This is a genomic window from Polyangium jinanense (genome assembly GCF_028435365.1).
In genome coordinates, this window is sequence record NZ_JAGTJJ010000019.1 from 13,648 (window position 1) to 36,527 (window position 22,880).

The 22,880-nt window shown below is 67.5% G+C and carries 16 protein-coding genes; 10 read left to right on the forward strand and 6 right to left on the reverse strand.

Annotation, left to right across the window (positions count from 1 at the left end; translation table 11 throughout):
* Positions 1-2,013 precede the first annotated feature (2,013 nt).
* Both KEG57_RS27110 and KEG57_RS27115 read left to right on the forward strand, forming a co-directional pair.
* Complete coding sequence (locus KEG57_RS27110) at positions 2,014-2,343, forward strand: DUF6968 family protein (protein WP_272419245.1); 330 nt, start codon at positions 2,014-2,016, stop codon at positions 2,341-2,343.
* A gap of 297 nt (positions 2,344-2,640) precedes the next feature.
* Positions 2,641-7,566: an AAA family ATPase gene (locus tag KEG57_RS27115; RefSeq protein ID WP_272419243.1), complete on the forward strand. Its 4,926-nt coding sequence runs from the start codon at positions 2,641-2,643 to the stop codon at positions 7,564-7,566.
* Positions 7,567-7,685: 119 nt separating this feature from the next.
* Here the strand turns inward: KEG57_RS27115 and KEG57_RS27120 are convergent, their stop codons facing one another.
* A complete protein-coding gene (locus tag KEG57_RS27120) occupies positions 7,686-9,536 on the reverse strand; it encodes a hypothetical protein (protein WP_272419241.1) in 1,851 nt (616 codons plus the stop codon).
* 82 nt (positions 9,537-9,618) lie between these two features.
* Between KEG57_RS27120 and KEG57_RS27125 the strand changes: the two genes are divergently transcribed.
* Both KEG57_RS27125 and KEG57_RS27130 read left to right on the forward strand, forming a co-directional pair.
* Positions 9,619-10,536, forward strand: a complete 918-nt coding sequence (locus KEG57_RS27125; RefSeq protein WP_272419239.1) for an alpha/beta fold hydrolase — start codon at positions 9,619-9,621, stop codon at positions 10,534-10,536.
* 62 nt (positions 10,537-10,598) lie between these two features.
* Positions 10,599-11,501 (forward strand): hypothetical protein, encoded by a 903-nt coding sequence (locus tag KEG57_RS27130; RefSeq protein WP_272419237.1) that lies wholly within the window; start codon positions 10,599-10,601, stop codon positions 11,499-11,501.
* A 24-nt stretch (positions 11,502-11,525) separates the two neighbouring features.
* Here the strand turns inward: KEG57_RS27130 and KEG57_RS27135 are convergent, their stop codons facing one another.
* Positions 11,526-11,813, reverse strand: a complete 288-nt coding sequence (locus tag KEG57_RS27135) for a hypothetical protein (protein ID WP_272419235.1) — start codon at positions 11,811-11,813, stop codon at positions 11,526-11,528.
* Positions 11,814-12,201: 388 nt separating this feature from the next.
* On the opposite strand from KEG57_RS27135, the gene KEG57_RS27140 reads away from it, so the two are divergent.
* Positions 12,202-12,840: a peroxiredoxin gene (locus tag KEG57_RS27140; protein ID WP_272419232.1), complete on the forward strand. Its 639-nt coding sequence runs from the start codon at positions 12,202-12,204 to the stop codon at positions 12,838-12,840.
* Between the two features lie 145 nt (positions 12,841-12,985).
* Complete coding sequence (locus tag KEG57_RS27145) at positions 12,986-13,276, forward strand: hypothetical protein (protein WP_272419231.1); 291 nt, start codon at positions 12,986-12,988, stop codon at positions 13,274-13,276.
* A gap of 65 nt (positions 13,277-13,341) precedes the next feature.
* Here KEG57_RS27145 and KEG57_RS27150 read toward each other — a convergent pair whose 3' ends face one another.
* Complete coding sequence (locus KEG57_RS27150; RefSeq protein ID WP_272419229.1) at positions 13,342-14,472, reverse strand: TauD/TfdA family dioxygenase; 1,131 nt, start codon at positions 14,470-14,472, stop codon at positions 13,342-13,344.
* Positions 14,473-14,599: 127 nt separating this feature from the next.
* Between KEG57_RS27150 and KEG57_RS27155 the strand changes: the two genes are divergently transcribed.
* Both KEG57_RS27155 and KEG57_RS27160 read left to right on the forward strand, forming a co-directional pair.
* Positions 14,600-15,292, forward strand: a complete 693-nt coding sequence (locus KEG57_RS27155; protein WP_272419227.1) for a hemerythrin domain-containing protein — start codon at positions 14,600-14,602, stop codon at positions 15,290-15,292.
* A 145-nt stretch (positions 15,293-15,437) separates the two neighbouring features.
* Positions 15,438-17,753: a nitric-oxide reductase large subunit gene (locus KEG57_RS27160; RefSeq protein ID WP_272419225.1), complete on the forward strand. Its 2,316-nt coding sequence runs from the start codon at positions 15,438-15,440 to the stop codon at positions 17,751-17,753.
* A 16-nt stretch (positions 17,754-17,769) separates the two neighbouring features.
* Here KEG57_RS27160 and KEG57_RS27165 read toward each other — a convergent pair whose 3' ends face one another.
* Genes KEG57_RS27165 through KEG57_RS27175 form a run of 3 tightly spaced genes read right to left on the reverse strand, consistent with a single transcriptional unit; the run spans position 17,770 to position 21,469 of the window.
* A complete protein-coding gene (locus KEG57_RS27165; protein WP_272419223.1) occupies positions 17,770-20,079 on the reverse strand; it encodes a glutamine amidotransferase in 2,310 nt (769 codons plus the stop codon).
* Positions 20,076-20,849, reverse strand: a complete 774-nt coding sequence (locus tag KEG57_RS27170) for a DUF4159 domain-containing protein (protein ID WP_272419222.1) — start codon at positions 20,847-20,849, stop codon at positions 20,076-20,078. Before KEG57_RS27170 ends, KEG57_RS27165 begins: the two co-directional genes overlap by 4 nt.
* Positions 20,849-21,469 carry a hypothetical protein gene (locus tag KEG57_RS27175; protein ID WP_272419220.1) on the reverse strand — a complete coding sequence of 207 codons (621 nt, stop codon included), beginning with the start codon at positions 21,467-21,469 and terminating at the stop codon, positions 20,849-20,851. The genes KEG57_RS27170 and KEG57_RS27175 overlap by 1 nt, the downstream gene beginning before the upstream one ends.
* Before the next feature lie 171 nt (positions 21,470-21,640).
* Here KEG57_RS27175 and KEG57_RS27180 point away from each other — a divergent pair, with 171 nt between their 5' ends.
* Complete coding sequence (locus tag KEG57_RS27180; RefSeq protein ID WP_272419218.1) at positions 21,641-22,186, forward strand: GNAT family N-acetyltransferase; 546 nt, start codon at positions 21,641-21,643, stop codon at positions 22,184-22,186.
* A 174-nt stretch (positions 22,187-22,360) separates the two neighbouring features.
* Positions 22,361-22,873, forward strand: a complete 513-nt coding sequence (locus tag KEG57_RS27185; protein ID WP_272419216.1) for a response regulator — start codon at positions 22,361-22,363, stop codon at positions 22,871-22,873.
* The last annotated feature ends 7 nt before the right edge of the window (positions 22,874-22,880 follow it).

Here is a 22,880-nt window from a genome sequence, read left to right on the forward strand (position 1 = left end):
GTCAAATAAACGCGACGCCCTCCGCCCCCTCGATGCATACCGCAAATTGATTGCACGTCGATATGCCAAGCCCGGCACATCGCCTAACGACGTACAACCGCCTGCTGAAGGTGGAAGTGGCTGAGGAATCGACTTCCAAGCCGTGCCCGGCGTGCCGCCCCTGCACACTCTGTTGTGGATCAAGGCTTGCTGAACGTCCTGGTCACATCCGTATAGAGCATGAGCCTCATGCCGCGGAGGTCGCCACAGAGAGATGCACGCACAATGGCATCTTGCCTGTGTGTGTCCGGGTCGAGCACCACCGGCAATCCGGCCGCGCCTCAATGAAAGAGGAGGAAGCCCATGTTTAAGTCATTGTTAGTGATTACCATCGGCGTCGTGTCATTGGCCTCATCCGTCGCTCGGGCGGATTGTTCGCGTTTCGTGGTACCAGGGACGACGCGCTATGTCTGGCATGGAGGACCAGGCAGGTCAGAAGATGGGCAGCTCCGCATCCACAATACGTTTTCATGCGGGGCAGAAACGTGCTTTACGGGATCCATCCATTTCCAAGGATACGATGATAGCATCAGTGGTTCGTACAGTGGAACGAGCATATCATTCCGGCGATTCGTCACGCGGGACTCTACGGTGCAGAACTGGTCTGGCACGTGCGGCAGTACAATCTCCGGAGAGTGGTACTACCCGAGCGAATTGTCCAATCGCGGGCCTATGTACATACGTTAGCGCAACCCTGCCACTGATCTACTCGCCGGAGTTCCCGCCACCACTGCTTTTGATGGACATGTCGCCACGGTGACGTGCGGAACCAGTCACCGGACCCATTGGCCCGCCAAGTAAACGGCTTGCGCACTGCCCATTCCCGGAGCGCGGGGATAACTATACCACCGCGACTGCGGACGGCGGGTGGTCCGCGGTTCACGCCGGCTATAGCTTCGCCCGTGTGGAAGGGTATGTCTATCCGGCGGATCGCTGCTAGCTACCTCCAATCGAAAGCGAGGAACACGGCCGGGCCCCCGGGGTAGCGCTCGGCGCGTGGTCGCCGACGGCCTCGATGAGCAACGGTCGCGCGGGGCATTCGGCCACGCTGCTACTCGACGGGAGGGGGCTCGTTGCCGGCGGGTCGGCGGTGCAGGCGTACATCGCCAGCGCCAAGCTCTACACCGGCCCCGCGATCGTCACCTGCACCCAGGCGGCCGATTGCGCGAACGGTCTCTGTGTCGACGGCTATTGCTGCAACACCGCCTGCGGCGGCGGCGCGGCCAACGATTGCCGAGCCTGCAACGTCCCCCGCGCGCTGGGCGCGTGCACGCCCCTCGCCCAGGGCGCGCTCTGCCGCGCCGCCGCCGGGCTCCGCGATGCGCCGGAGATCTGCAGAGGGCCGGCGCCGAAAACGAGACGCGGCGGAGGAGAGCTGCGAGCGCGGGAGAGGCTACGAATTCCAGTGGGACAACGGTTCGACCCGGTACATCGATTTGAAGGCGCTCTGAGAGGGTGCTCTACAAACGTCGTCGGCCCCAGAACCTCACCCCCCGACCCCCTCTCCGCGCGGCGGAGAGGGGGTGAAAGGCGCTGGATCGAGCCGGAAACGCCCTCCCTCTCCACACCGTGGAGAGGGAGGGTTGGGGTGGGTGAGGTCCGGAAGTTCTCTCTCCCCTCACCGCGCCCCCAGCGCCAACGAGAACGCAGCCGACGTCCGGAACATCCACGCATACCGCCGATAAGGCCGGAGCATCCACCCACGCGATCACACATCACACGGCGTGCCGCGCTCGGCGCAGCGGATCGGGCTTGCGCGCTCGGCGCGGTCGTGCTCGACGGCGCATCCCTCGGCGCGTGCTCGACGTTCAGAACGCTCGTACTCACAGCGCAGCCCTCGTATGTCGTAGGAGTCAGAAGCTAGACAGAACGCTCCCTACCCCGTACGATACCGAAGGCCGAATGCAAAGCAATCGGTGGGGAGGCTACAATATCAAAGCGAATCCGCGATAGAAACTGCGTGAGAATGCGCAAATGCAAATAATGGCGGAGCGTAAACTCACATTTGTCGAAAACGGCACAGGGCGCAGGCGCGTTGTGCGCGTCCGAATCGGGCTCCCGCGGCGCGACGAGCGCGGCCCTGATTGGGTCGTTGAATACGAGATCATCGGTCCCGGCCGGGACCGTGTCATACGGCGGCGTGTGCTAGGTATCGACGCCATCCAGGTCCTCGTTACGGCATTGAACGTCATCATCCCAGCCCAACTGGAAAACCTTGCGGATTTCGTCGGGGGTCGTCTGTTGTTCATGAAAAGCGACGATCTCGGATTTGTCGTGCATACGTCTACCGAACGAAAGCCGTAACGGGACGGCAGAATCCTCGCGAGGCTCGATGCGACGCGCGGCGCAGCCGCTCCCGCTCCCGCCTCCGCTTCCGCTTCCGCTCCCGCTACCGCTTCCGCCTCCCATTCCTTCACCAGCGCTCCTCGGCCGCACGCGCCGACGCTGCGGGGCACGTAGCCAAGCATACGCCTTGAATGGCTCAACTACTTCAACGCATCATCCCGCAAAGTTTGGTAGGCTCGTTGTTTCGCTCGAGCGGAGGGCATCGCCCCGACCTGCCCGAGACGTTTCCTCGGTCACTCTTCGGTGGTCTTCTTGATGCTCGACATTGCAGGGTATACAGCCTTCGAACGCGTGGAAGTAACGCCGTTCGCGAAGACGTTTCGCGCGCGGCGGGTGCATGACGGCCTGCCCGTCGTGCTCCAAAGCCTGTCCATCGGACGCGCCCGGAGCGCCGAGATCGCGCGATTCAAACACGAGTACGCGCAACTCGTGCAGCTCAGCTCGCAAAGCCTCGTCTCCGTCCTCGGCGTAGAGGCGCGTGAAGACAGCCTCGTCGTCATACGCGAACACTTCCCAGGCCAAACCCTCGCCCACACCCTCGCCGCGCGCCCAGGCAACAAGCTCCCCGTCTCCGAGGCCCTCGCCATCGCCACCGCGATCGCCGAAGCCCTCGCCGCCCTGCACGGACGCGGCATCACCCACCGCGACGTCCGCCCCCAGAACATCCTCGTCGGCGATGCAGGCGCGCTCAAGCTCACCGGCTCCGGCGTCGACGCCGAGGTCACGCGCGCACACGAGCGACTCTACGCGTACGAGGTCCTCCACGACGTCCTGCCCTACACCGCGCCCGAGCAAACCGGCCGCATGAACCGCAGCGTCGACCACCGCGCCGATCTCTACGCCCTCGGCATCATCCTCTACGAAGCCCTCACCGGTCGTCGCCCCTTCGAAGCCCGCGAGCCCATGGAGCTCATCCACGCGCACCTCGCCCTTCAGGCCAAACCCCCCGCGCACATCGACAGCTCGGTGCCCGAGACCCTCTCGCGTCTCATCCTCAAGCTGCTCGAGAAAAACGCCGAAGACCGCTACCAAAGCGCCGAAGGCCTGCTCGTCGACCTGCGCCGCTGTAGCCACGAGCTCAAGACCCTCGGCACGATCTCCCTCTTCACGCCCGCCGAGCACGACCACGAAGGCGGGCTGCGCATCCACCAGAAGCTCTACGGTCGCGAGCGCGACATCGACGCGCTCACCTCGACCTTCACACGCTCGCTCGGCGGCGAACGCTCCATCGTCCTCGTCTCCGGTTACTCGGGCATCGGCAAATCCGCGCTCGTGCACGAGATCCTCAAGCCACTCGCCCGCGCGAAGGGCTACTACACGAGCGGCAAATTCGATCAGTTCAACCGCGACACCCCCTACAGCGCCGTCATCCAGGCCTTCGACGGCCTCGTGCGGCAGATCCTCACCGAGAGCACCGAGCGGATCCAAGCCTGGCAGCGCGCATGGCTCGAGGCGCTCGGACAAAACGGCCAGGTCATCTGCGACGTCCTGCCCTCGATGGCACACGTGCTCGGCCCGCAGCCAGTCGTGCCCGCGCTCGGACCCGTCGAGGCGCAAAACCGCCTGAGCCGATGCTTCGTGCAGTTCGTCTCGGTCGTCGCGCGCAGGGCCCACCCGCTCGTGTTTTTTCTCGACGACTTGCAGTGGATCGACCTCGCGAGCCTCGACCTCCTGCGCGCCCTGCTCGCCGACGACTCCCTCGAGTCGTTCTTCTTCTGCGGCGCCTACCGCGACAACGAAGTCTCCCCCGCCCACCCGTTCATCGCGGCGCTCGAAGAGCACAAACGCGCAGGCCTCTCCGTCTGCGACATCGTCCTCGGCCCGCTCGAGCGTCGGCACATCGTCGACATGCTCAGCGACAGCCTGCGACGCTCGGACACCGGCCCGCTCGCCGACGCCATCCTCAAAAAAACCGCCGGCAACCCCTTCTTCGTCCGCCGCTTCTTGCACTCGCTCGGCGACCACGGCGTGCTCACCTTCAAGCCCGGGACGGGTTTTTACTGGGACCTCAAACGACTCGACGAGCTCGCCTACAGCGAAAACGTCGTCGATCTGATGGTGCGCACCATCGCCCGCCTGCCGAAAACCACGCAGGAAGCCCTCCGCCTCGCCGCCGCCATCGGGAGCGAGTTCGACCTCGGCGTGCTCGCCACCGTGCTCGAATGTACGCACGAACAGGCCTACGGCCGCCTCGAGCCCGCCGCCGCTGAAGGGCTCATCATCCCGGGCAGGAGCGGCTACCGCTTCGCTCACGACAAGGTCCAGGAAGGCGCGTACGCGATGATCCCGGTCGCAGGCCGGCCCGCGTTCCACCTGCGCATCGGCAGGCTGCTCGCCGAGAGCACGCCCTTGTCCGAGAGCCGCAACCTCTTCGACGTGGTCGGCCACCTGAACAGCGCGCTCGAGCTCATCGACGATCCACACGAACGCGAGACGCTCGCCCGAATGAACCTCGTCGCCGCCACGCGAGCCGAAGAATCCGCCGCGTTTGGCGCCGCGCGCAGCTTCCTCGAACTCGGCCTGCAATGCCTCCCCGAAGATGCCTGGACGTCGAAGCATCAACTCCGCCTCGCCTACGCGAGGAAGCTCGGCGTCACGCTGTCCTTGCTCGGCCATCACGATGACGCGCTCGCCGCGCTCGGAGAGGCCCTTGAGCGCGCCACGACGAGGCTCGCTCGAACCGAGATCCTGCGGCTCAAGATGAAAGCGCAGGTGCTCAAGAACGACCTGCCCGCGGCGCTCGCCGAGGGGCTCGTGGTGATGCACTCCTTCGGCCTCGACCTGCCCGCGTTCCCGGACGAAGCGACGCTCGAGGAGCAGATGCGCGTGACACTCGACCTCGTCGTCGAGCGCTCGCCCGAAGCGCTACTCAACCTGCCGCCGCTCGAGGACCCCGAGATCGCCGCGCTGCTCGAGGTCCTGGAGGAGCTGTTCGCGCCGACGTACTTCCTCGCGACAAACAACTTCAGCATCAGCATCGCCAAGATCCTCGAGCTGTCCTACCGCCACGGTTTGTCGCGAAGCACGACCTACGGCTGTATCAATTTCGGCATGCTCTTGTGCGTCCGCGGCCATATCAAGCTTGGCTACGAGCTTGGCCGCATCGCTGTCAGGCTCGGCGAGAAGCTCGGCGACAAGAAGAACGAAGCGATGATCCGCAACATGTGGGGTGGCTTCGTCCAGTACTGGGGAGACGGCTACAGCGCTTGCTGGGACACGCTGATCAGGGGCAAGGACGCGGGCCTGGAGACAGGCCAGTACATCTGGTCGTTCTACAACACGGTCAACGCCGTCACGAACAGCTTCATGCGCGGTTTGCCCATCGAGGACATCATCGCCGAGGCGAAGAGCTACCAGCCGATCCGCAAGCTCGACCGCTTCGACGCGATCACCTGGATGGCCGGCGCGGCCGGACAGATCGCCTACAACCTCTCGGTCGAGACAGACGACCCCTGCCGCCTTGTCGGGCCCCTCGTGGACATCGAGGAGGTCATGGCCGCGTGTCGCCGGATCAAGAACGAAAGCGCGTTCTTCTTCGCGCAGCTCTACATCGTCTTTTTGCTCGTCTTCCAGGGCGCCTTCGAGGAGGCGGCGCGCGTCGTGCTCGAGTCGAACCCCGAGCTCGTCAGCATCGCGGTCTGGCACGGCACGCCTGTTTTCCGCGCCTACGCGGCCCTCGCGCTCACGCGCGCCTCGACGAGCGCCGCGCCTGAAGAGCGCGCGGTCATGCTCTCGCGCGCCGCGGCCTACGCGGAGAAGCTCGATGCTTGGGCGGAGATCTGTCCGGAAAACTTCGCCCCCCGCGCGGCCTTGGTTCGCGCCGAGCTCGCCCGCGCCCGCGGCGAAGACAGGTTCGTGACGGCGGAGCTCTACGACACTGCGATCTCGCTCGCGCATCGCGGCGGCTACATCCATGACGAGGCGCTCGCGAACGAGCTGTGCGCGAGGCACTGGATGGACGCCGGGAAAACGACGCTCGCGCGCGCTCACCTCAGCGAGGCGCGCCGGCTCTATGCCCGCTGGGGCGCAACCGTTGCCTCGCGCCGCCTCGCCCGCGCCTATCCCGAGCTTGTCGCGCGCGACGAGACGTTCGACGCGCCCTTGCCGAGCACGCCTGCGCCTTCGGCGGACGCCCTGGACATCGGGTCGGTGCTCAAGGCGGCGCAAGCGATCTCGGGCGAGATTGCGCTGCCCCGACTGATCGACGCCCTCTTGCGCGTGGCGCTGGAGAACGCCGGCGCGCGGCGAGGGGTCTTGCTCCTTTTGCGGGATGGCAGCCTCGTCGTCGAAGCGGAGCAGCGCGCGTTTGGCGAGGAAGACGCGCCTGCATCGACGGCGATCGAGCGAGATCTCGGGCAACGCTCGGATCTGCCTGCGACCGTGCTCGCGTACGTGGCACGCACGCGTGAGAGCGTGCTCCTGGAGGATCGCGCGCTGGATGGCCCCTTTGGGCGCGACCCTTACCTCGTGGACGCGCCTCCGCGCTCGGCGCTGGCTGCGCCCATCATCGGCAAAGGTCGGCTTTCGGGCGTGATTTATCTGGAGAATGACCTCGCGCGGGGAGCATTCACGCCTGCGCGGGTCGAGGTGGTGGGGCTCATCTGCACGCAGGCTGCGATCGCGATCGAGAATGCGCGGTTGTATGGGGAGCTGGAGCGGCAGGTGGAGGAGCGGACGGCGGAGCTACGGCACGCGAATGAGGCGCTCGTTCGTTTGAGTCGCGCCGAGCAGGAGCGCAGGGAGCAGGAGGCTCTCGACCAGCGCGCGGTCATCAGCCAGCAGGAGGAGGTGATCCATGCGCTGTCGGCGCCGATCATCGAGGTCTGGTACGGGGTTATCGCGGTCCCGCTGGTGGGGGTGCTCGACGCGCGGCGGGGCGAGGAGATCATGGAGCGGGTGCTGCATCGGATTGGCTCCGCTTCGTGCCGCCAGGTGATCCTTGATTTGACGGGGGTGGAGAGCGTCGATTCCGAGACGGGCGAGCGCATCATGCGGATTGTCGGCGCGACGCGGCTGCTCGGGGCGAGCGTGGTGATCACGGGGATTCGCGCGGCCGTTGCGCAGACGATGGTGGCGTTCGACGCGGGCCTGAAGGAGCTGACGACGCGGGCGACGCTGCGGGACGCGCTGCGCGCGTATATGCGGTCGGAGGGTGCAGGGGGATTTTCGACGCGGAGGTGAAACACGCTCGCGGAGGAGTTTTTCCAGCTCGACCTGCGAGAGATTCAGGTAAGGCATCGGCGCCTCGAGGTGCTCCCGGTATTTCTCGCCGAGCCGCTGCGCTCCCGCTCCCGCTCCCCTCACCGCGCCCCCAGCGCAAACGAAAACGCAGCCGAGGTCCGAAACATCCACGCATACCGCCGATAAGGCCGCAGCATCCAGTCGTCCGGCCTCTGGAAAACCTCTCCCGCGAACGTCTCATAGAGCCCCGGCGAACCCAGAACCACCCGACGAAACCGCGGATCCGGCTCGCCCAGAAGACGCGCGAATGCATCCGCCCAGGCGAGCGCCCCCATCACGTCCGCCGCGTGCGCGGCTCCGTCGTGATCGGTGTGCGTGGAGCCGTCCGCGCGAATCAGGTAATCGGGCGTGACGAGCCGCGAGCCGTCCGGCTGCGATCGCACCTTCGAGGCCGCGGCGAGCATGGTTCCCATGCGCACGATGAACCGGGCAATGCGCGGGTCGTCCCAGGACGAATGAACGCGCACCATGGCATCGACGAGCAGCGCGGACATCCACGGCGAAGCGACCAGCTCCTCGCCGGCCTCGTCCGGATCGTGTTGCGTGCCGAAATGGTAAAGCCCGCCGTCCACGACCTCCCCAGCCCGCGCGAAAAAGCCCCCGGGGCGGCTCTGATCCTGATGCCAGAGCAAATCCTCCACGATACGAACGACCCGCGCGCGGTCCTCCTCCCGCCCCCGAAGCTCGAACGCGATTGTCGCGGCGAGCAGCTTGAACGCCACGTGCCTCTCCGTCCACGCCTCCCGCAGACGCTCGCCCGTGCTCTTGCGGACGGGCGCATACGCGGGCGACCAGCGCGAGGGCACGTCCTCGAAGGCCGCGATCACGGCGTCGAGTTTATCGAGGATACGCGGATCCCCCGTGAGCCAATGCGTGAGGGCGAGACACTCGGCGTACGAGTATTTCGGGTCCCAGGCGGGCTCCTTGGCCGCGTCCTTCGGGTCGGGCCTCGGCTTGCGCCACGAAAAGAAGGCCCCGAGAGGGCTTGCTTTCGCCGATGGATCGCCCCGATGTTGCCGCGCGAGCACGAGGAGCCGCTCGTAAAAGACCGACGCCCGCACGGCCTCGCGTAGGACCCGAGCCGACCCGCCCCGGAGGTACAGGACGAACATCGCCGACGCGCGATCGTAAAGCCACGCCTCGCCGTTGTTGTCGAGGTTCGTCCGATAGGGATTGTCGCCGACCGGCTCGTTCAGGAGACCATAAAAATAGTTTTTTTGAGCAAAGTCGTACACGAGCGGCCACGGCAGGCGCCGGCCATGGAGGAGCGCCGGGGGATCCATTTCCTCGCCGACGCGATCGTCGAGCGGCACGAACGGCGTGCGCAACGCCCCTTGCGAGAGGAACGCCTTGGGCAAAACGACGTAAACCTCGGGCTCGGTCACGAGGTCCTCGGGCGCGAAGCTGCCTCCCGTCACGGAATGAAATCCACGACGCGGCTCGACGAGCTCGGCGACATCGCGCGTGCGCTCCGAGCTGCCCCATTCGACGACGACGGACTCGGGCGCCGGGGGGCTCGTCTGGAAGGTATGGGTGAGCTGGATCCGCGCGACGCGGACCCAGCGTCCGGAGCGCTCGGGATCGGTGATGTCCCGATAAGGGGTGAGCTCGTCGACGTGCGCGGGAATCTCGACGCCGTCCCGGAGGATACGCACGGTCGAGAGGCCCGAGCGCGTGAGCGATTCCGGCGGCAATGGGAGGCCGAACGTGACGAGGTGGGGCCCACCCGCGCGGACGCCGGGCGCGGGCACGAGCGTCGCGGAGACGCGGCCGACAGGGGCGCCGGGCGCATGAAACGTACGGGAAGGCAGGAGAGGCGTGCACGCGATCGAGGAAAGGCCGAGGAGCAACGCGGCGAGCGGTTTTACGCGCCGGAAGAAAGGCAGCCGAGACGGAAAGCGCTCGAGCATGATCCCCTTTGGATGCCGAAGGAACGCTTGACATCACGACGAATGAGATGTCTTTAGGCATCCGCTGGCCTGGAGGACGACGATGACCGAACGTTACGCCATTCCGCCCGTCTCGACGATGACGCTGCCCGATGGCCGTCGCCTCGCCTGGTACGAATACGGCGAGCCCGCCGGGCGCCCTTGCGTCTACATGCCGGGGAGCCCGGTGTCGGGCGTCGCCGGGCTCCTCTACGACGAGGTGGCGCGCGCGCAGGGCATCCGGCTGATCTGCCTCGACCGTCCGGGCCTCGGGAAGAGCGATTTCAAGCCCGACCGCGTCCTCGTCGACTGGGCCTCCGATGTCGGGGCCCTCGTGGATCACCTCGGCGTGGATCGATTCGCCGTCCTCGGCGAATCCGGAGGCGGGCCACACGCCCTTTCCGTGGCGCACGGTCTGCGCAATCGCGTGACGCTCGCGGTCCTCCTCGCCTCCCCCGGCCCCATGGCCGAGCCCTGGTACCAAAGAGCGCGCCTCGTCCGAGGCTTGAATCGCCCATTGTTCTGGCTCGCGGTCCGCTCGCCGCGCCTCCTTCGGGCGATGATGGGTCGAATGATGGCGCCTTACCTCGGGGAGCGCGGGTTCGACAAATGGCTCGAGAGCACGCGGCGGATGATCAAGAAAACCTCTCCGGACGCGGAGCTCCTCACGAACCGACGGCTCCAGGTGGCGGGGTTCGAGGGGGCGACGGAGGCGGCGCGGCCGGGGCCGCGCGGCGGCGCGGACGACTTCCGCGTGCTCGCGAGCCCCTGGGGGTTCGTCGTGGAAGACGTGATTGCGCCGGTCGCGTTGTGGCATGGCACGCGTGATGGCAACGTCCCCGTCGAGGTCGGCCACGCGCTCGCCGCGCGGCTGCCGAGCTGCGTCACCCATTTCGTCGAAGGCGCGGGGCACGCGCTCGGCATACGCTGCGCGGAGGAGGTCCTTACCGCGATCGCCGCCTCCTTCGGCCCGGTAACTTGACGCGGCCCGGCGCCGGGTGGATCATGGCGCTCCTCCTTCATTTCGGAACGGAAACGATACCGATGCACCGCCCCCTCGCGATGGCTCTTGCCCTTGGCTTCAGCGTGGCTTCGTGGACGACCGCGGCCATTGCCGACGTCGTCCACGACATGCCGATCACGTGTCCGAGAGGCACCGAGAAGCACCTGAGCCACAACGGTCCTTATTGCATCCCGCCGATGCGCGCGGATTGCCCGGCCGGGTACGTGCCGAAGGTCCGCCACTCGACGTCCTATTGCGAGGCGCCTCCCCCCACGCCTTGCCCCAAGGGTCTGCACTGGGAGTCGGACGGGCCGAACGAGGCCTCGTGCCAGCTGAACTACAGCTGCGAAAAGGTGGGCGAGACGTGCGACAACGGCCAATGTGAGCGGCTCTCGTTCTGCATCGAGCGCCGGCCAACGCACCGCCACATCATACAAGTCGCCCACGGCACGTGTCGAACCCAGGCCGATTGCGCCGGGACTCCGGGCACCACGTGCGAAAAACGATTGACCTGCACCGACTCGGCGTCGCGGAAACACGAGGCCGCGCGCATCGAAGCCGCCAAAAACGTGCCCGCGAGCGCCGTCCCCGCGCCGTACGTGGCGAGCCCGATGGGCGGCGATCCGCCGCGATATCGTCTTCTCAAGGACGGCCAAAACCTCCCGGCCCTGCCCGACGTCCCCGAGCCGCCCGACGATACGCCGCAGACGCCCCCCGCCCCCGAAGCGCCCGAGGATGCCGGCGCGGCCCCCACGCCCGCCGATCCCGGTCCCGGCGATACGAAGCCGGTCGACGTGCCACAGGCGTCACCCAAACCGCCGAGCAGCGGCGGATGCGCGGGGTGCGAGGTGGGCGGGTCGGAGGACGACATGGTCGGCTGGGCCGCGCTCATGTGCCTGCTCGGCGTGGGAATCGCCCTGCGTCGAAAAGGTGGAGGAGGCTGACGAGCCGCCCGGGCACGTGAAACGCTACGGGTCTTCCTCTTCCGGAAGGCTGTTGTCGATGTAGGTGAACACGCGGGGGTCGCGTTTGTCGAACTTGACACAGAGGAAGTTGTCATCGTTGTTGTCGGTACCTCGGATGGCGTCCTCGAATCGCGGCGCCGCGAAGTTGACGAGCTTCCGAACCGTCCAGAGTTCCCATCCCGGGGGGCAGCTTCCCTCGGGTTGGGCCGCCATCGACGGCGGCGTCCCGAGCACGACCCAACCCAGGGCTGCGCCGAGCGCGAGGACGTGAGACCGGAACTTGGCTCGCATATCGTTCCCCTTCCCTGTCGGCAGCTCGATGCCCGATGAAGCCAACGCCCGCACAGCGCGCGAATGCGCTGCGCCCTGGCCCCGCTGACCGATGCGCGCAGTCTAGCCCTGGAGCGCACAGCCACGCCGTACGACCAATGCTTCGAATCCACGCGGGAGGCCCCTCGAATCGATGATGGTGGCGCGCACGCGGAAGCTCGTCGTGTCTCCTTCCCACGTGTTCTTGGTTTCCCTCATGGCCCCGCTGGACGAAACGACCGTCGAGGACGCGTGGAGACGCGCCCGTCCCGCCTCCGCGGGACTTGACAGCGGCGACACCATGTCACTATGACGGACACCCGTCCGCCATGGTGGACAAACTCGCCCACAGGAAGAGGAGGTTCTCGTCATGAGCCTGCAGCTTGGAAGCATCGCCCCTGATTTCGAGCAGGAGTCCACCGAGGGGACCCTCCGGTTCCACGCGTGGGCCGGCAGTTCCTGGGTGATCCTGTTCTCCCATCCGAAGGACTTCACCCCCGTCTGCACCACCGAGCTCGGCACCGTCGCCAAGCTCGAGGGCGAGTTCGACAAGCGCGGCGTCAAGGCCATCGCCCTCAGCGTGGACGACGTCGACTCGCATCGGCGCTGGATCAGCGACATCGAGGAGACCCAGAACACGAAATTGAACTACCCGATCCTCGCCGACGTGGACCGCAAGGTCTCGCATTTGTACGGGATGATTCATCCGCAGGCGAACGACACGCTCACGGTCCGCTCGGTCTTCGTGATCGATCCGAACAAGAAGGTCCGCGCCACGATCACGTATCCGGCGAGCACCGGCCGGAACTTCGACGAGATCCTGCGGCTGATCGACTCGCTGCAGCTCACGGACAACCACTCCGTCGCGACGCCTGCCAACTGGAAGGACGGCGACGAGGTGGTCATCGTCCCCTCGCTCCAGGACCCGGACGTCATCGCCAAGAAATTCCCCAAGGGTTACAACGCCGTGCGTCCCTACCTCCGCCTCACGCCGCAGCCCAACAAGTGAACCGGCTCGCGTGAACGCAGCGCGTAAACTTGGCGTCAAGGCGCTTGCCTCGTCCGTTAACACATCGTAATATCCGTTTTAGCGGACGTCACGACAGAGGTCGCTTTCTTCCTTGCCTCGTGTTGGGACGTCGAGGAGCGCTTGCATGAAGAATTCGCGAACAAGCTCGGTTTTCGCCCTGGGTTTTGGCTCGTTGCTCGCCGTGGTCGCACTGGCTGGCATGACCGGTTGCGGCGACGACGAGAAGACGGGTGACACGACGTCCAGCAGCTCGAGCTCGGGTTCGGGCGGCACCGGTGGTGCCGGCGGCGGCACGGGCGGCGCAGGCGGCCAGGGCGGCGCAGGTGGCGCGGGTGGCCAGGGCGGCGCAGGCGGCGCAGGCGGCGCGGGCGGCGCGGGTGGCCAGGGCGGCGCCGGCGGGCAAGGCAGCAAGTAATCGAGGCATGCCCGTGAGCACGGGGGGCGCTTTCTCGCGCCCCTCGCCGCTCGATCTCGCACGAGTCATTTCGAATCGAAATAGACCCCGCGGACCCACCGCGCGCCCGAGAAGGCCGTCCTTCCGTGCAGCATCCGGTGGTTGTCGTAGATCACGAAATCCCCGGGTTCGAGCCGGAGACGAACCTGGTGCCGCGGATCCCGTACGATCTCGGCGAACCGGGTGTACGCCCGGTACCAGGCCTCCATTTCAGCGAACGAGGCCTGAAAGGGGGCGAGCGTGAAATACGAATACCGCACGAGAAAGCCGCTCGGGCCCTTCATCGTGAGCAGCGGCGAATCCACGATCCGCTCGAACGATTTTTGCTTCCGGTGAAATCGCACAGGGAGCGTCGTCAGTCGCTCGAAGGCCGTCGCGTCGATCGACGCGACGTACCGCGCTGCGGCGAGCGCATCGCAGAAAAAGCTCTCTCCGCCGGCATCCGCCGTACGGATGCATTGGAGGAGCTGATAACGCGGCGGCACGTCGAGGAAGGGCTGATCGGTGTGGAGCTCGATCCCCGCGTCGGTATAGCCGAGCTGATCGGTGTTCTGGTTCGTCGTGTTGTCGGTGCGCAGGTCCTCCACGCGACCAAAATGCGTGCCGACAATGGCGAGGCCGGCGGTGGAGAACGCCTCGATGAGCGGCTCGGTATCGTCCTCGGGCGAGCGCCCCCACGCCACGGACGAACCCTGCACCACGCAAAGCCCCTCGTGACGCAAACGGTCGAGGCACGCATTCACGAGCGCGGCGACGTTCGGGAATCGACCGGCTTCGAGCGTCACCCGCGCGAGGTCCGAGGGCGGCGGCGCAACCTCGACGCGGCCCGGCGCATAGGCATGGACGCGGAGCCATTCGAGGTCGTAGCTGCTTTGCCGGCCGGAGGGTTCGTCCCAGGTGACGAGCACGCGGCGGCGCTGCGCATCGAGCCCCACGCTCCGCGGGCGAATGCCGAGCGGGACCTCCGACGCATCGAGCGTGCGCTCGCCGGTCCGCGGATGCCGATCGACGTAGCATTGGTGGCGTAGCCAGAACCAGTGGAAATCGGCGTGCGCGGGGCTCCCGCCGCCGAAATGGACACGCAGCCACCCCTCGTGGGCGACGAGCGAGGGGCCGGTGTCCGGTCCAGGGACGAGGTCAAGAGGAGCTGGCAACATGGCGGACACCCATCCACCATAGCGGACATCGGTCACCTCGGGAAGAGGCATTCGGCTGGGCCCCTCCGCTTTCGCCTCCCGCTCCCGCCTCCGCCCCCGGAGCGATACGTTCGCATCGGGAGGGCATATGAAGGCGACCGATCTGCTGCGATCCCACCATCGCGAAATCGTCGAGGTTCTCCAGCGCTTCCACAAGAACCTCGGCACGCCCGAGATCGAGCCCCTGCAACGCGAGCTCGCCACGCTGCTCGCCGCGCATTTGCGCGCCGAGCGGGAGATCTTTTATCCCGAGTGCGCAGAGGCGCTGAACGACCTCGACGTCATGCGCCCGCCTTACCTTCGGCAAGTCGACCTCGTGAACAAGCTTCGGAGCGTCGCGACGTCCAAGGGCGACGTCGATACCGTGCGCTCGCTGGCCCGTGAGGTCGAGCTGGCCCTTCAGGACCATTTCGCAGAGGAGAGCGAGTTTTACGTGAGAATCGAGGCCATCATGGGCGAAAAGGCCCTCGAAGACCTCGGCGGTGAGCTCGAGACCGCGCACGCGGAGGGGATGGAGCAGGGGTTCGAGCCCTTCCTCGCCGAGGGCGCCGTGGAGGAGGGCGATCTCGAGCGGTACGCCTTCCAGCGCCGCGAACGCGCAGCCCGCCGCACCGTGCCCATGAAGGAGCCCGACATCCATATCCGGAAAGACGCGCCGGCGGCGATCCGACACGCCGCGGCGAACGTGGCCGAAGACCAGGAACCGTCGAGCGGTCACCGCAGCAAACTCGCCGAGACCACCGAGGAAGAAGGCGCGCGAAAGGCGGGCGGGAGCCGGTAGCCCGCTCCTCGCAATCGAATCCGACGAGACGGACGCAACGCAACGGAGTTTTTTCCGCGGCTCCGCTCGAATTCGACATGCGTTTGATCTCGAACTTGGCCATCCGTGCGACCACAACGGTTCCATTCGACGCGGGAGGTGTCCAATGCGTCATACGAGGCTGTGGACGGCGTTCGGCGCAGTGATCGCCCTTTCCTTCGCGGTCCTCGGTTACTTCGGATTCGAGATTTATCGCAAAGCACCGCCGGTGCCGGATCGCGTCGTCGTGGCCTCGGACGGTCGCACGCTCTTCACGGGTCAGGATATTCGTGATGGTCAGAACGTCTGGCAATCGCTCGGCGGCCAAGAGGTCGGCTCGATCTGGGGGCACGGCGCGTACGTCGCGCCCGACTGGTCGGCGGATTGGCTGCACCGCGAGGCGACATGGATCCTCGACGTGTGGGCGCAGGGCGAGAAAGGGACCACCTTCGAAAACCTCCCCGCCCCGGAGCGCGCCGCGCTCATCGAGCGGCTCAAGGCCGAGATGCGCACGAACACCTACGACGCGACGTCTGGCACGCTCACAGTGAGCCCGCTCCGCGCCCGCGCGATCGAGGCGGTATCGAAGCATTACGCCGCAGTGTTCGGCGCCGATCCCGCGATGGCCGAGCTACGCGACGCTTACGCCATTCCCGCCGAGACGATCAAGGACCCCGAGCGCCAGCGCCGCATGAACGCCTTCTTTTTCTGGGCGGCCTGGGCGTGCGCGACCGAGCGGCCCGGGGCGAGCATTACGTACAGCAACAACTGGCCCTCCGAGCCGCTCATCGGCAATCACCCCTCGGGCGCGGTCGTCGTGTGGTCGGTCGTGAGCTTCGTCCTCTTGCTCGCCGGGATCGGCGCCCTCTCGTGGTATTTCGCGGCGCAGCGCCACCGCCCGACGGAGGACCCCGTCTATCCCGAACGTGACCCGCTGGTCGGCCTCGAGGCGACGCCCTCGATGCGGGCGACACGCAAGTATTTCTGGGTCGTCGCCGCGCTCATCGTCGCGCAGATCGGGCTCGGCGCGGTGAGCGCGCATTACGGCGTCGAGGGCTCGGGCTTCTACGGCATCCCCCTCGACCGGTGGTTGCCTTATGCCGTCACGCGCACGTGGCACGTGCAGCTCGGCATTTTCTGGATCGCCACGGCGTGGCTCGCGACCGGCCTCTTCATGGCGCCGGCCGTCGGCGGCCACGAGCCGAAATTCCAGCGCGCGGGCGTCAACGTCTTGTTCGTCTGCCTGCTCGTCATCGTCGTCGGCTCCCTCGCCGGCCAGTGGTTCGCGATCCAGCAGAAGCTCGGGCTCGAAGCGAATTTCTGGTTTGGCCACCAGGGCTACGAATACGTCGACCTCGGCCGTTTCTGGCAAATCTTCCTGTTCGTAGGCCTGTTCCTCTGGCTCTTCTTGGTCGGGCGCGCGATGTGGCCGGCCTTCAAGAAGGGCGGCGAAAACAAGAATCTGCTCGCGCTCTTCCTTCTTGCCTCCGCGGCGATCGGCCTCTTCTACGGCGCGGGCCTCATGTGGGGCCGGCAGACGAACCTCGCGATGGCCGAGTACTGGCGCTGGTGGGTCGTTCACCTCTGGGTCGAGGGCTTCTTCGAGGTCTTCGCCACGGTCGTGATCGCATTCCTCTTCACGCGCATGGGCCTTTTGCGTGTCGCGACCGCTACCTCGGCCGTGCTCTTCTCGACGGTGCTGTTCCTCTCGGGCGGCATCATCGGCACCTTCCACCACCTCTATTTCACGGGCACGCCCACCTCGATCCTCGCCCTCGGCGCGACGTTCAGCGCGCTCGAGGTCGTGCCGCTCGTCCTCATTGGCTTCGAGGCCTACGAAAACCTCACGCTCACGCGCGCGAGGCCGTGGGTCGCGGCGTACAAGTGGCCGATTTACTTCTTTGTGGCCGTCGCATTCTGGAACCTCGTCGGCGCGGGGCTCTTCGGCTTCTTCATCAACCCGCCGATCGCCCTCTATTACATGCAGGGCCTGAACACGACGCCCGTCCACGGCCATACCGCGCTCTTCGGCGTCTACGGCATGCTCGGCATCGGCCTCATGCTGTTCTGCCTGAAGGGTTTGTCGACGCACCGCGCGTGGAAGACCGGCGCGCTCTCCTTCGCGTTCTGGTCGATCAACATCGGGCTCGTGTTGATGGTGCTCCTGAGCCTCCTGCCACTCGGACTGCTCCAGACTTGGGCCAGCGTTGAGCACGGGATGTGGTATGCGCGCTCGGCCGAGTTCCTGCAGACGCCGCGAATGGACACGTTGCGGTGGCTGCGCGTCATTGGAGACACGACGTTCGCCGCGGGCGCGCTCGCGCTCGGGTGGTTCGTCCTGGGGCTGAAGACGGGGTGGTCGCTGCGCGCCGAAGGCGATCCGGGCCTCGAGCGCGAGCGCGAGGCGCTCCTGATCGGGCAGCCGGCCGAAAAAAAGACCTGACGAAACCCTCGCCTGGCTACGACAAACCGCCCCGCCTCCGCACGATCCAGTGCACCCCGACGAGCATCGCTGCCCCGAGCGTCCACGCCCAGGGCGGCAGGAGCGGCGAGACCCGCCTCTCCGCCGCGATCTGCGTCGCCGCCGGCAGCGGCAGGCTCCCGATCTGATCCACCGTCACGCTCTTGCCCCCGGTCGCCGCCGCAATGGCCGCGAGCCGCTCCGGATCGGGACGCGTGTCCGCCCACTCGTCGCCGCCGCGCTCGCAGGCGAAGTCCCGACGGGTCGTCGGACCGCGCTGCGCCGAGGTCGCGCCGTCCGAGAGCGCGCCCGTCTCGCTCGGCACGATCTCCACCGTCGCCGAGTAGCCGCCCGGCTGCAATTTGCCCGCGTCGAGCGAGAGCGGCTCGCCCTTGCCATCGAGCTTCGCCGACAGCGTGCGCGCCTCTTCGCCCGTGCCGAGCTTGCGGATCGTGATCTTCGCGTCGCCCTTCTGTCCGGGCAGCGGCCGGAGCGTGAGGGTCGTGTCCTCCCCGGCGATGCACCCGTCCGCGAGCTCCACGACCGCGGGCTCGAAGCGCGGATCCCGCATGAGCCAGCCGAGCAGCGCATCCCAGAACGCGCCGTGCGCCCGGCCCGCCGCGTTCGCCGCGAACGCGCTGAAGAGCAGCCGGTGCGAGCCGTCGATGGCGAGCGCGATCGTGCGCCCACTGCCGTGCTCACCAAGCGCGAGGATCGGCATCGGCCCGCCTTTCGGCGTCCTGCGCGTCGGGTGCTCGAGCAGCACCGTCGCGCCCGGCCGCGCGTCGCCGACCACGTTCGCGCCCGGCATCTCGGGCCATTCCTCGCCGATGAGATCCCGGAGCGGCCCGAGCACCGGCGCGGCGCGTCCCGCCTCGGTCGTGCGCGGGACGAACGAGGCCACGTCCACGCCCTGCGCATCCGGCCCACGATCGAGCCCGACGGGCAGGACCTCGGCGAGCGGCGTGCCCGCGTAGTTCCCCGGGACGAACGCGTCCGGGCCGCCGACCATGATCAAGCCGCCGCCCTTGTCGACGTACCGCGCGAGCGATCGCAGATGCTTCGCGAGGCCATACGGCGCGGCGTTGAAGTCCTGGAGCACCACGGCGTCGAAGCTCGGGAGGTGCTCGCTGAAGAGCTCGTCGACCGGGAACGGGATGAGCGCGAGCTCCTCGGACGGCGCGACCACGTCGTCGGTCGGCGTGCGCAGGATGAAGAAGGCCACGACGTCGACCGACGCATCCGCCTTGAGCCACATGCGGAGCGCGCGCACGTCGTACGTCGGCCGCCCGGCCACGTGCAGCACGCGCACGCGATCGCGCGCGACGTCGATCGTCATGTACCGCGTGTCGTTGTCCGGCACCGCGTCGCCGTCCGGCGCGTCGATCGACACCTCGAGGATCCGCGCGCCGGCGCGGTCGAGCGTGACTTCGAGCTCCAGTGTCGCCGATCCGGAAGACGCGTTCGCCTTGCCCGACGCGAGGAGCGTCGGCTCGCCGCTCTCGCGCAGCTCGCGCAGCGACACCGGGATCTCGTCGCAATCGAGCCCGCCCGCGCAGCCGATCTCGACCCGCAACGTGAGCGGCTGATGCGCGACCGCCGCGCCTGCCGCTCGCACCGCCCGCACGCTCGCATCGCGCGGCGCCTCCGTCGCGAGCGAGACCGCGTGCACCGGCACCGTCAGCGTCCCCAGCGCGGCGCGGATCGCCTCGCCGGCCTGCGCCTCCCCGGGCCGATCCAACCTTCCATCCGAGAGCACGACGATCGCCGCGGGCCGCTCGTCCGCCGCGCGCGCGACCGACTCGATCGCGCCGGCGAGATCCGATCGTGGCATCGGCCGCGCCGCGAGCAGCGCCTGCCCGAGCCGACCTTCCGGCCCGGTTGACGCTCCCTCGGCCGCCCCATTCGCGAGCGCGGCCGTGAGCGGCGTCGGCGCTCCTTTGCCAAACGCGAGCCCGTAGAGCCGCACCTCGGCGCCGTGCTTCGAGAGCTCGCCGAGCGCGCGCACGGCCTCCTCCCGGCGCGTCTTTCCCGCGGGCCCGGGCAAATCGATCGAGCGCGACGCGTCGGCCAGCACGACCACGCGTGGCCCCACGAGGCTGCCCTTGCTCTGGATCGCCACCGGCCGCAGCACCGCGCAGAGCAGCCCGAGCGAGGCGAGGGATCCCGTGGCGAATGCGAGCAGCCGCGAGCCCCGCGAGCGCTTGAGCTCGAGCGCGAGCAGCACGATGCCGAGGACCGTGAGCAGGGCGGCGAGGAGCTGGTAGGACGGCGCGAGATCCCCCGACGGCGCGAGGCTCGTCGTCATGGCGAAGGCTCCGCCGCGCGGCGTCGCATCAGGAAGGGCGCGTGCACCTGGTCGTCCTTGTAGTTCGAGCAGAGCACGAACATCGCGACGTTCACCGCGAGCCGTGCGGCCTGCTCACGCTGCGGCTCGCCGTTCGGCACCACGACGAACGGATGCGTCCCGTTCGCCGCGCGGGCGAGCGCGCCGAGCACGTCGTGCTTGGCGAAGATCACCTGCGGCACGCCGCCGCGCAAAATCGCTTCGAGCTTGGGTTCGCCCTCGACGCGGCCAACGGCGCGGCGGAGCAGGTAAAACGATCGGAAAAGCACGTTCTCCGTGCCGATCGGGATGGGCGCGCCGTCGGGCAAGACGCGGGCGAGCTCGCGCCGCGCGGCTTTCCCGAACGTGCCCGACTCGGGCGCGAAGTCGTCGACGAAGAGCACGCCGCCGAGTGCGAGGAAGCGCCGGATGCCAAGCACCTCGCGCTCGGTCAGGGCCGGCACGTCGTCCTCGCCGCCCCAGATCGCGAAAGGCTCGGCGAGCAGCGCGGGCGCGTCAGCGCGCACCGTCGTGGGCGAAAGGCGTGCGGGCGCGCTCGTGCGCCGCGTCAGCTCCTCGGACCAGCGCGCGGGTCCGGTCGTTCGCGCGCCCTCCCATCGCGCCGTCCCCGTGAGCAGGATCCGCGGGTTGAACGCCCCTTCCTCCCCGAACGCCCGCGACGGCCGCGGTACGAGCGCGACGAGCAGGAGCGCCACGATCACGAGGAGCACCGAGCTCACCCGCGCGCGCATCAATCGAAATCCTCCACGTGCCACACGCCCGCCTCGCGACGCAGCTTCACCTCGTGGCCGCCCGGCACCTGCACGGTCGCGCGATCGCCGGAGACCTGAACCTCGAGGCCCTCCGGGTGCTCGAGCCCCTCAACGAGCGAGCGCAGATCGTTCTCGATCGCGCTCCGCGTGGACGGCGAGAGCACACGCAGAAGGCCCGCATAACTGCGCCGCGCGAGGACACGCCGGAGCTGTTCGAGCGCCTGCGCGGGCGTCTTCGCGCCTGCGGGGAGCGCGTCGGCAGCCGAGATCCGGAAGACGCCGCCTTCGAGCTCCAGCGTCGCGTCTTCGCCATCGGCGTAACGCATGCGGGCGTGGGCTTTGATCGTCACGCCGGGCGCGGCGAGGGCCTTGGCCTGATCGGCGAGCTCGCTGCGCTCCTCGGCCACGATGCGGCGCACGTCCTCGCGGGACAGGCTCCGCTGGGCTTTCGCGCTCATCATGCCGTGGATCGCGTCGGCGTCGCCGCGGGCGGCTGCGTCGGCGTAGGCCTTCACGGCGTCCTTCGGGTCGGGCATGTCGGAGCCGCCGCACGCGGCGAGGGCGAAGGCGAGGCACGCGAAGGTCACGAACCGGGGCACGGGCGGAGCCTAGTACAAAACGGACGACCCGGGGCCTCGACCTCGCGGCGGACGACCTCGACCCCTGTTCTCCTTGCGATGGTTGGGGCTCCGCTCGGCAAAGCCGAGCACTGCCTCCAAACCCCCTGGTGACTTGAGCCGGAGCGCTGTACACGTTGGAGCGGATCTCGCATGTCGGGCCGCCCTTTCATCCGCCTCGCGGACCTCACGGACCTCGACGGGTTCTCCGATCACATCGTCCGCCACTCGGCCGAGAGCGGACGCGAGGGCTCCTTGCATTTCGCGATCTCGCGTTCGCCCGAGCGCGCGAGCGTCCGCGAGCATGCGCGACAGCGCTGGGAGCGCGCGCTGGAGGAGTCGCTCTGGGGCCGGTGTTTCCTGCTCGTCGAGCCCGTGCGGGGCTGGGTCGTGGGGCACCTCGAGCTGCGCGGCGGGCGCTTCTCGGCGGAGATGCACCGGGCGATCCTCGGCATGGGCATCGAGCGGGGCTACACGCGCAAGGGCCACGGCCAGCAATTGATGGAGGCCGCGATCGGATGGGCGAAACGCACGGGCAAGATCGCCTGGATCGACCTCGGCGTCTTCGAGCACAACCTCCCCGCCCGGAGCCTCTACCAGCGGATGGGCTTCGTGGAGAACGGCAAGCGCAAGGACGCCTTCCGGATCGATTCGGGAATGCACGTGACGGACATTTCGATGTCGCTCCGGATCGGCTGACACGGATTCGACAGCGAATTCGACGTCATGAATGCTTTGTGTCCGAGTCGTACACTTCCTGCGCTCCACTCCAAGCGTACGAACATGTAATGGAACGTTCGTCGAAGGCGGTACGAAAGTAGTACGTGCACCTACTTGACGAACGTCTTCCGGTCGTGAACGACTACATTCTGTATGGGGGGAGAATCGCGGATTCTTTTGGTCGACGACGATCCGATGTTCGGCGCGGAAGCCGTGCGATGGCTCCGCGCCGCGGATCTCGACGTCACGTTTCATCAAGGGCCTCTCGGCACGCTCCAGGCGGTGAAAGCCACGCGTTGCGAGCTCGTCGTGATCGACGTCAACATGCCGAAGGTCGATGGGGGACTTCTCGTGCGAATGATCCGGGACGCCTTTGGCCTCGGTCGTACCCGCGTGATGCTCTGCTCCGACATGCGGCAAGACGTGCTCACGGCGCTCGCCAAGGCCCTGCAGGTGCCTTCTGTCGCGAAGAGCGCGGGCTTCGAAGTGCTCGTCGAGAGCGTGCGTGCGGCCCTCCGCGAGCCGCGCGTTCGTGGGCCCGACGCGCCCGACGAGGCGAACCCCGCCTGCGACAGCGACACCTCGTGCGTCCCGTCCTCGGTTCGTCCCGTCACACCCGAGGTGGGGCGTCGTCGACCGACGCCGCGCCGCGTACGTGGTCGTTGATTGCATC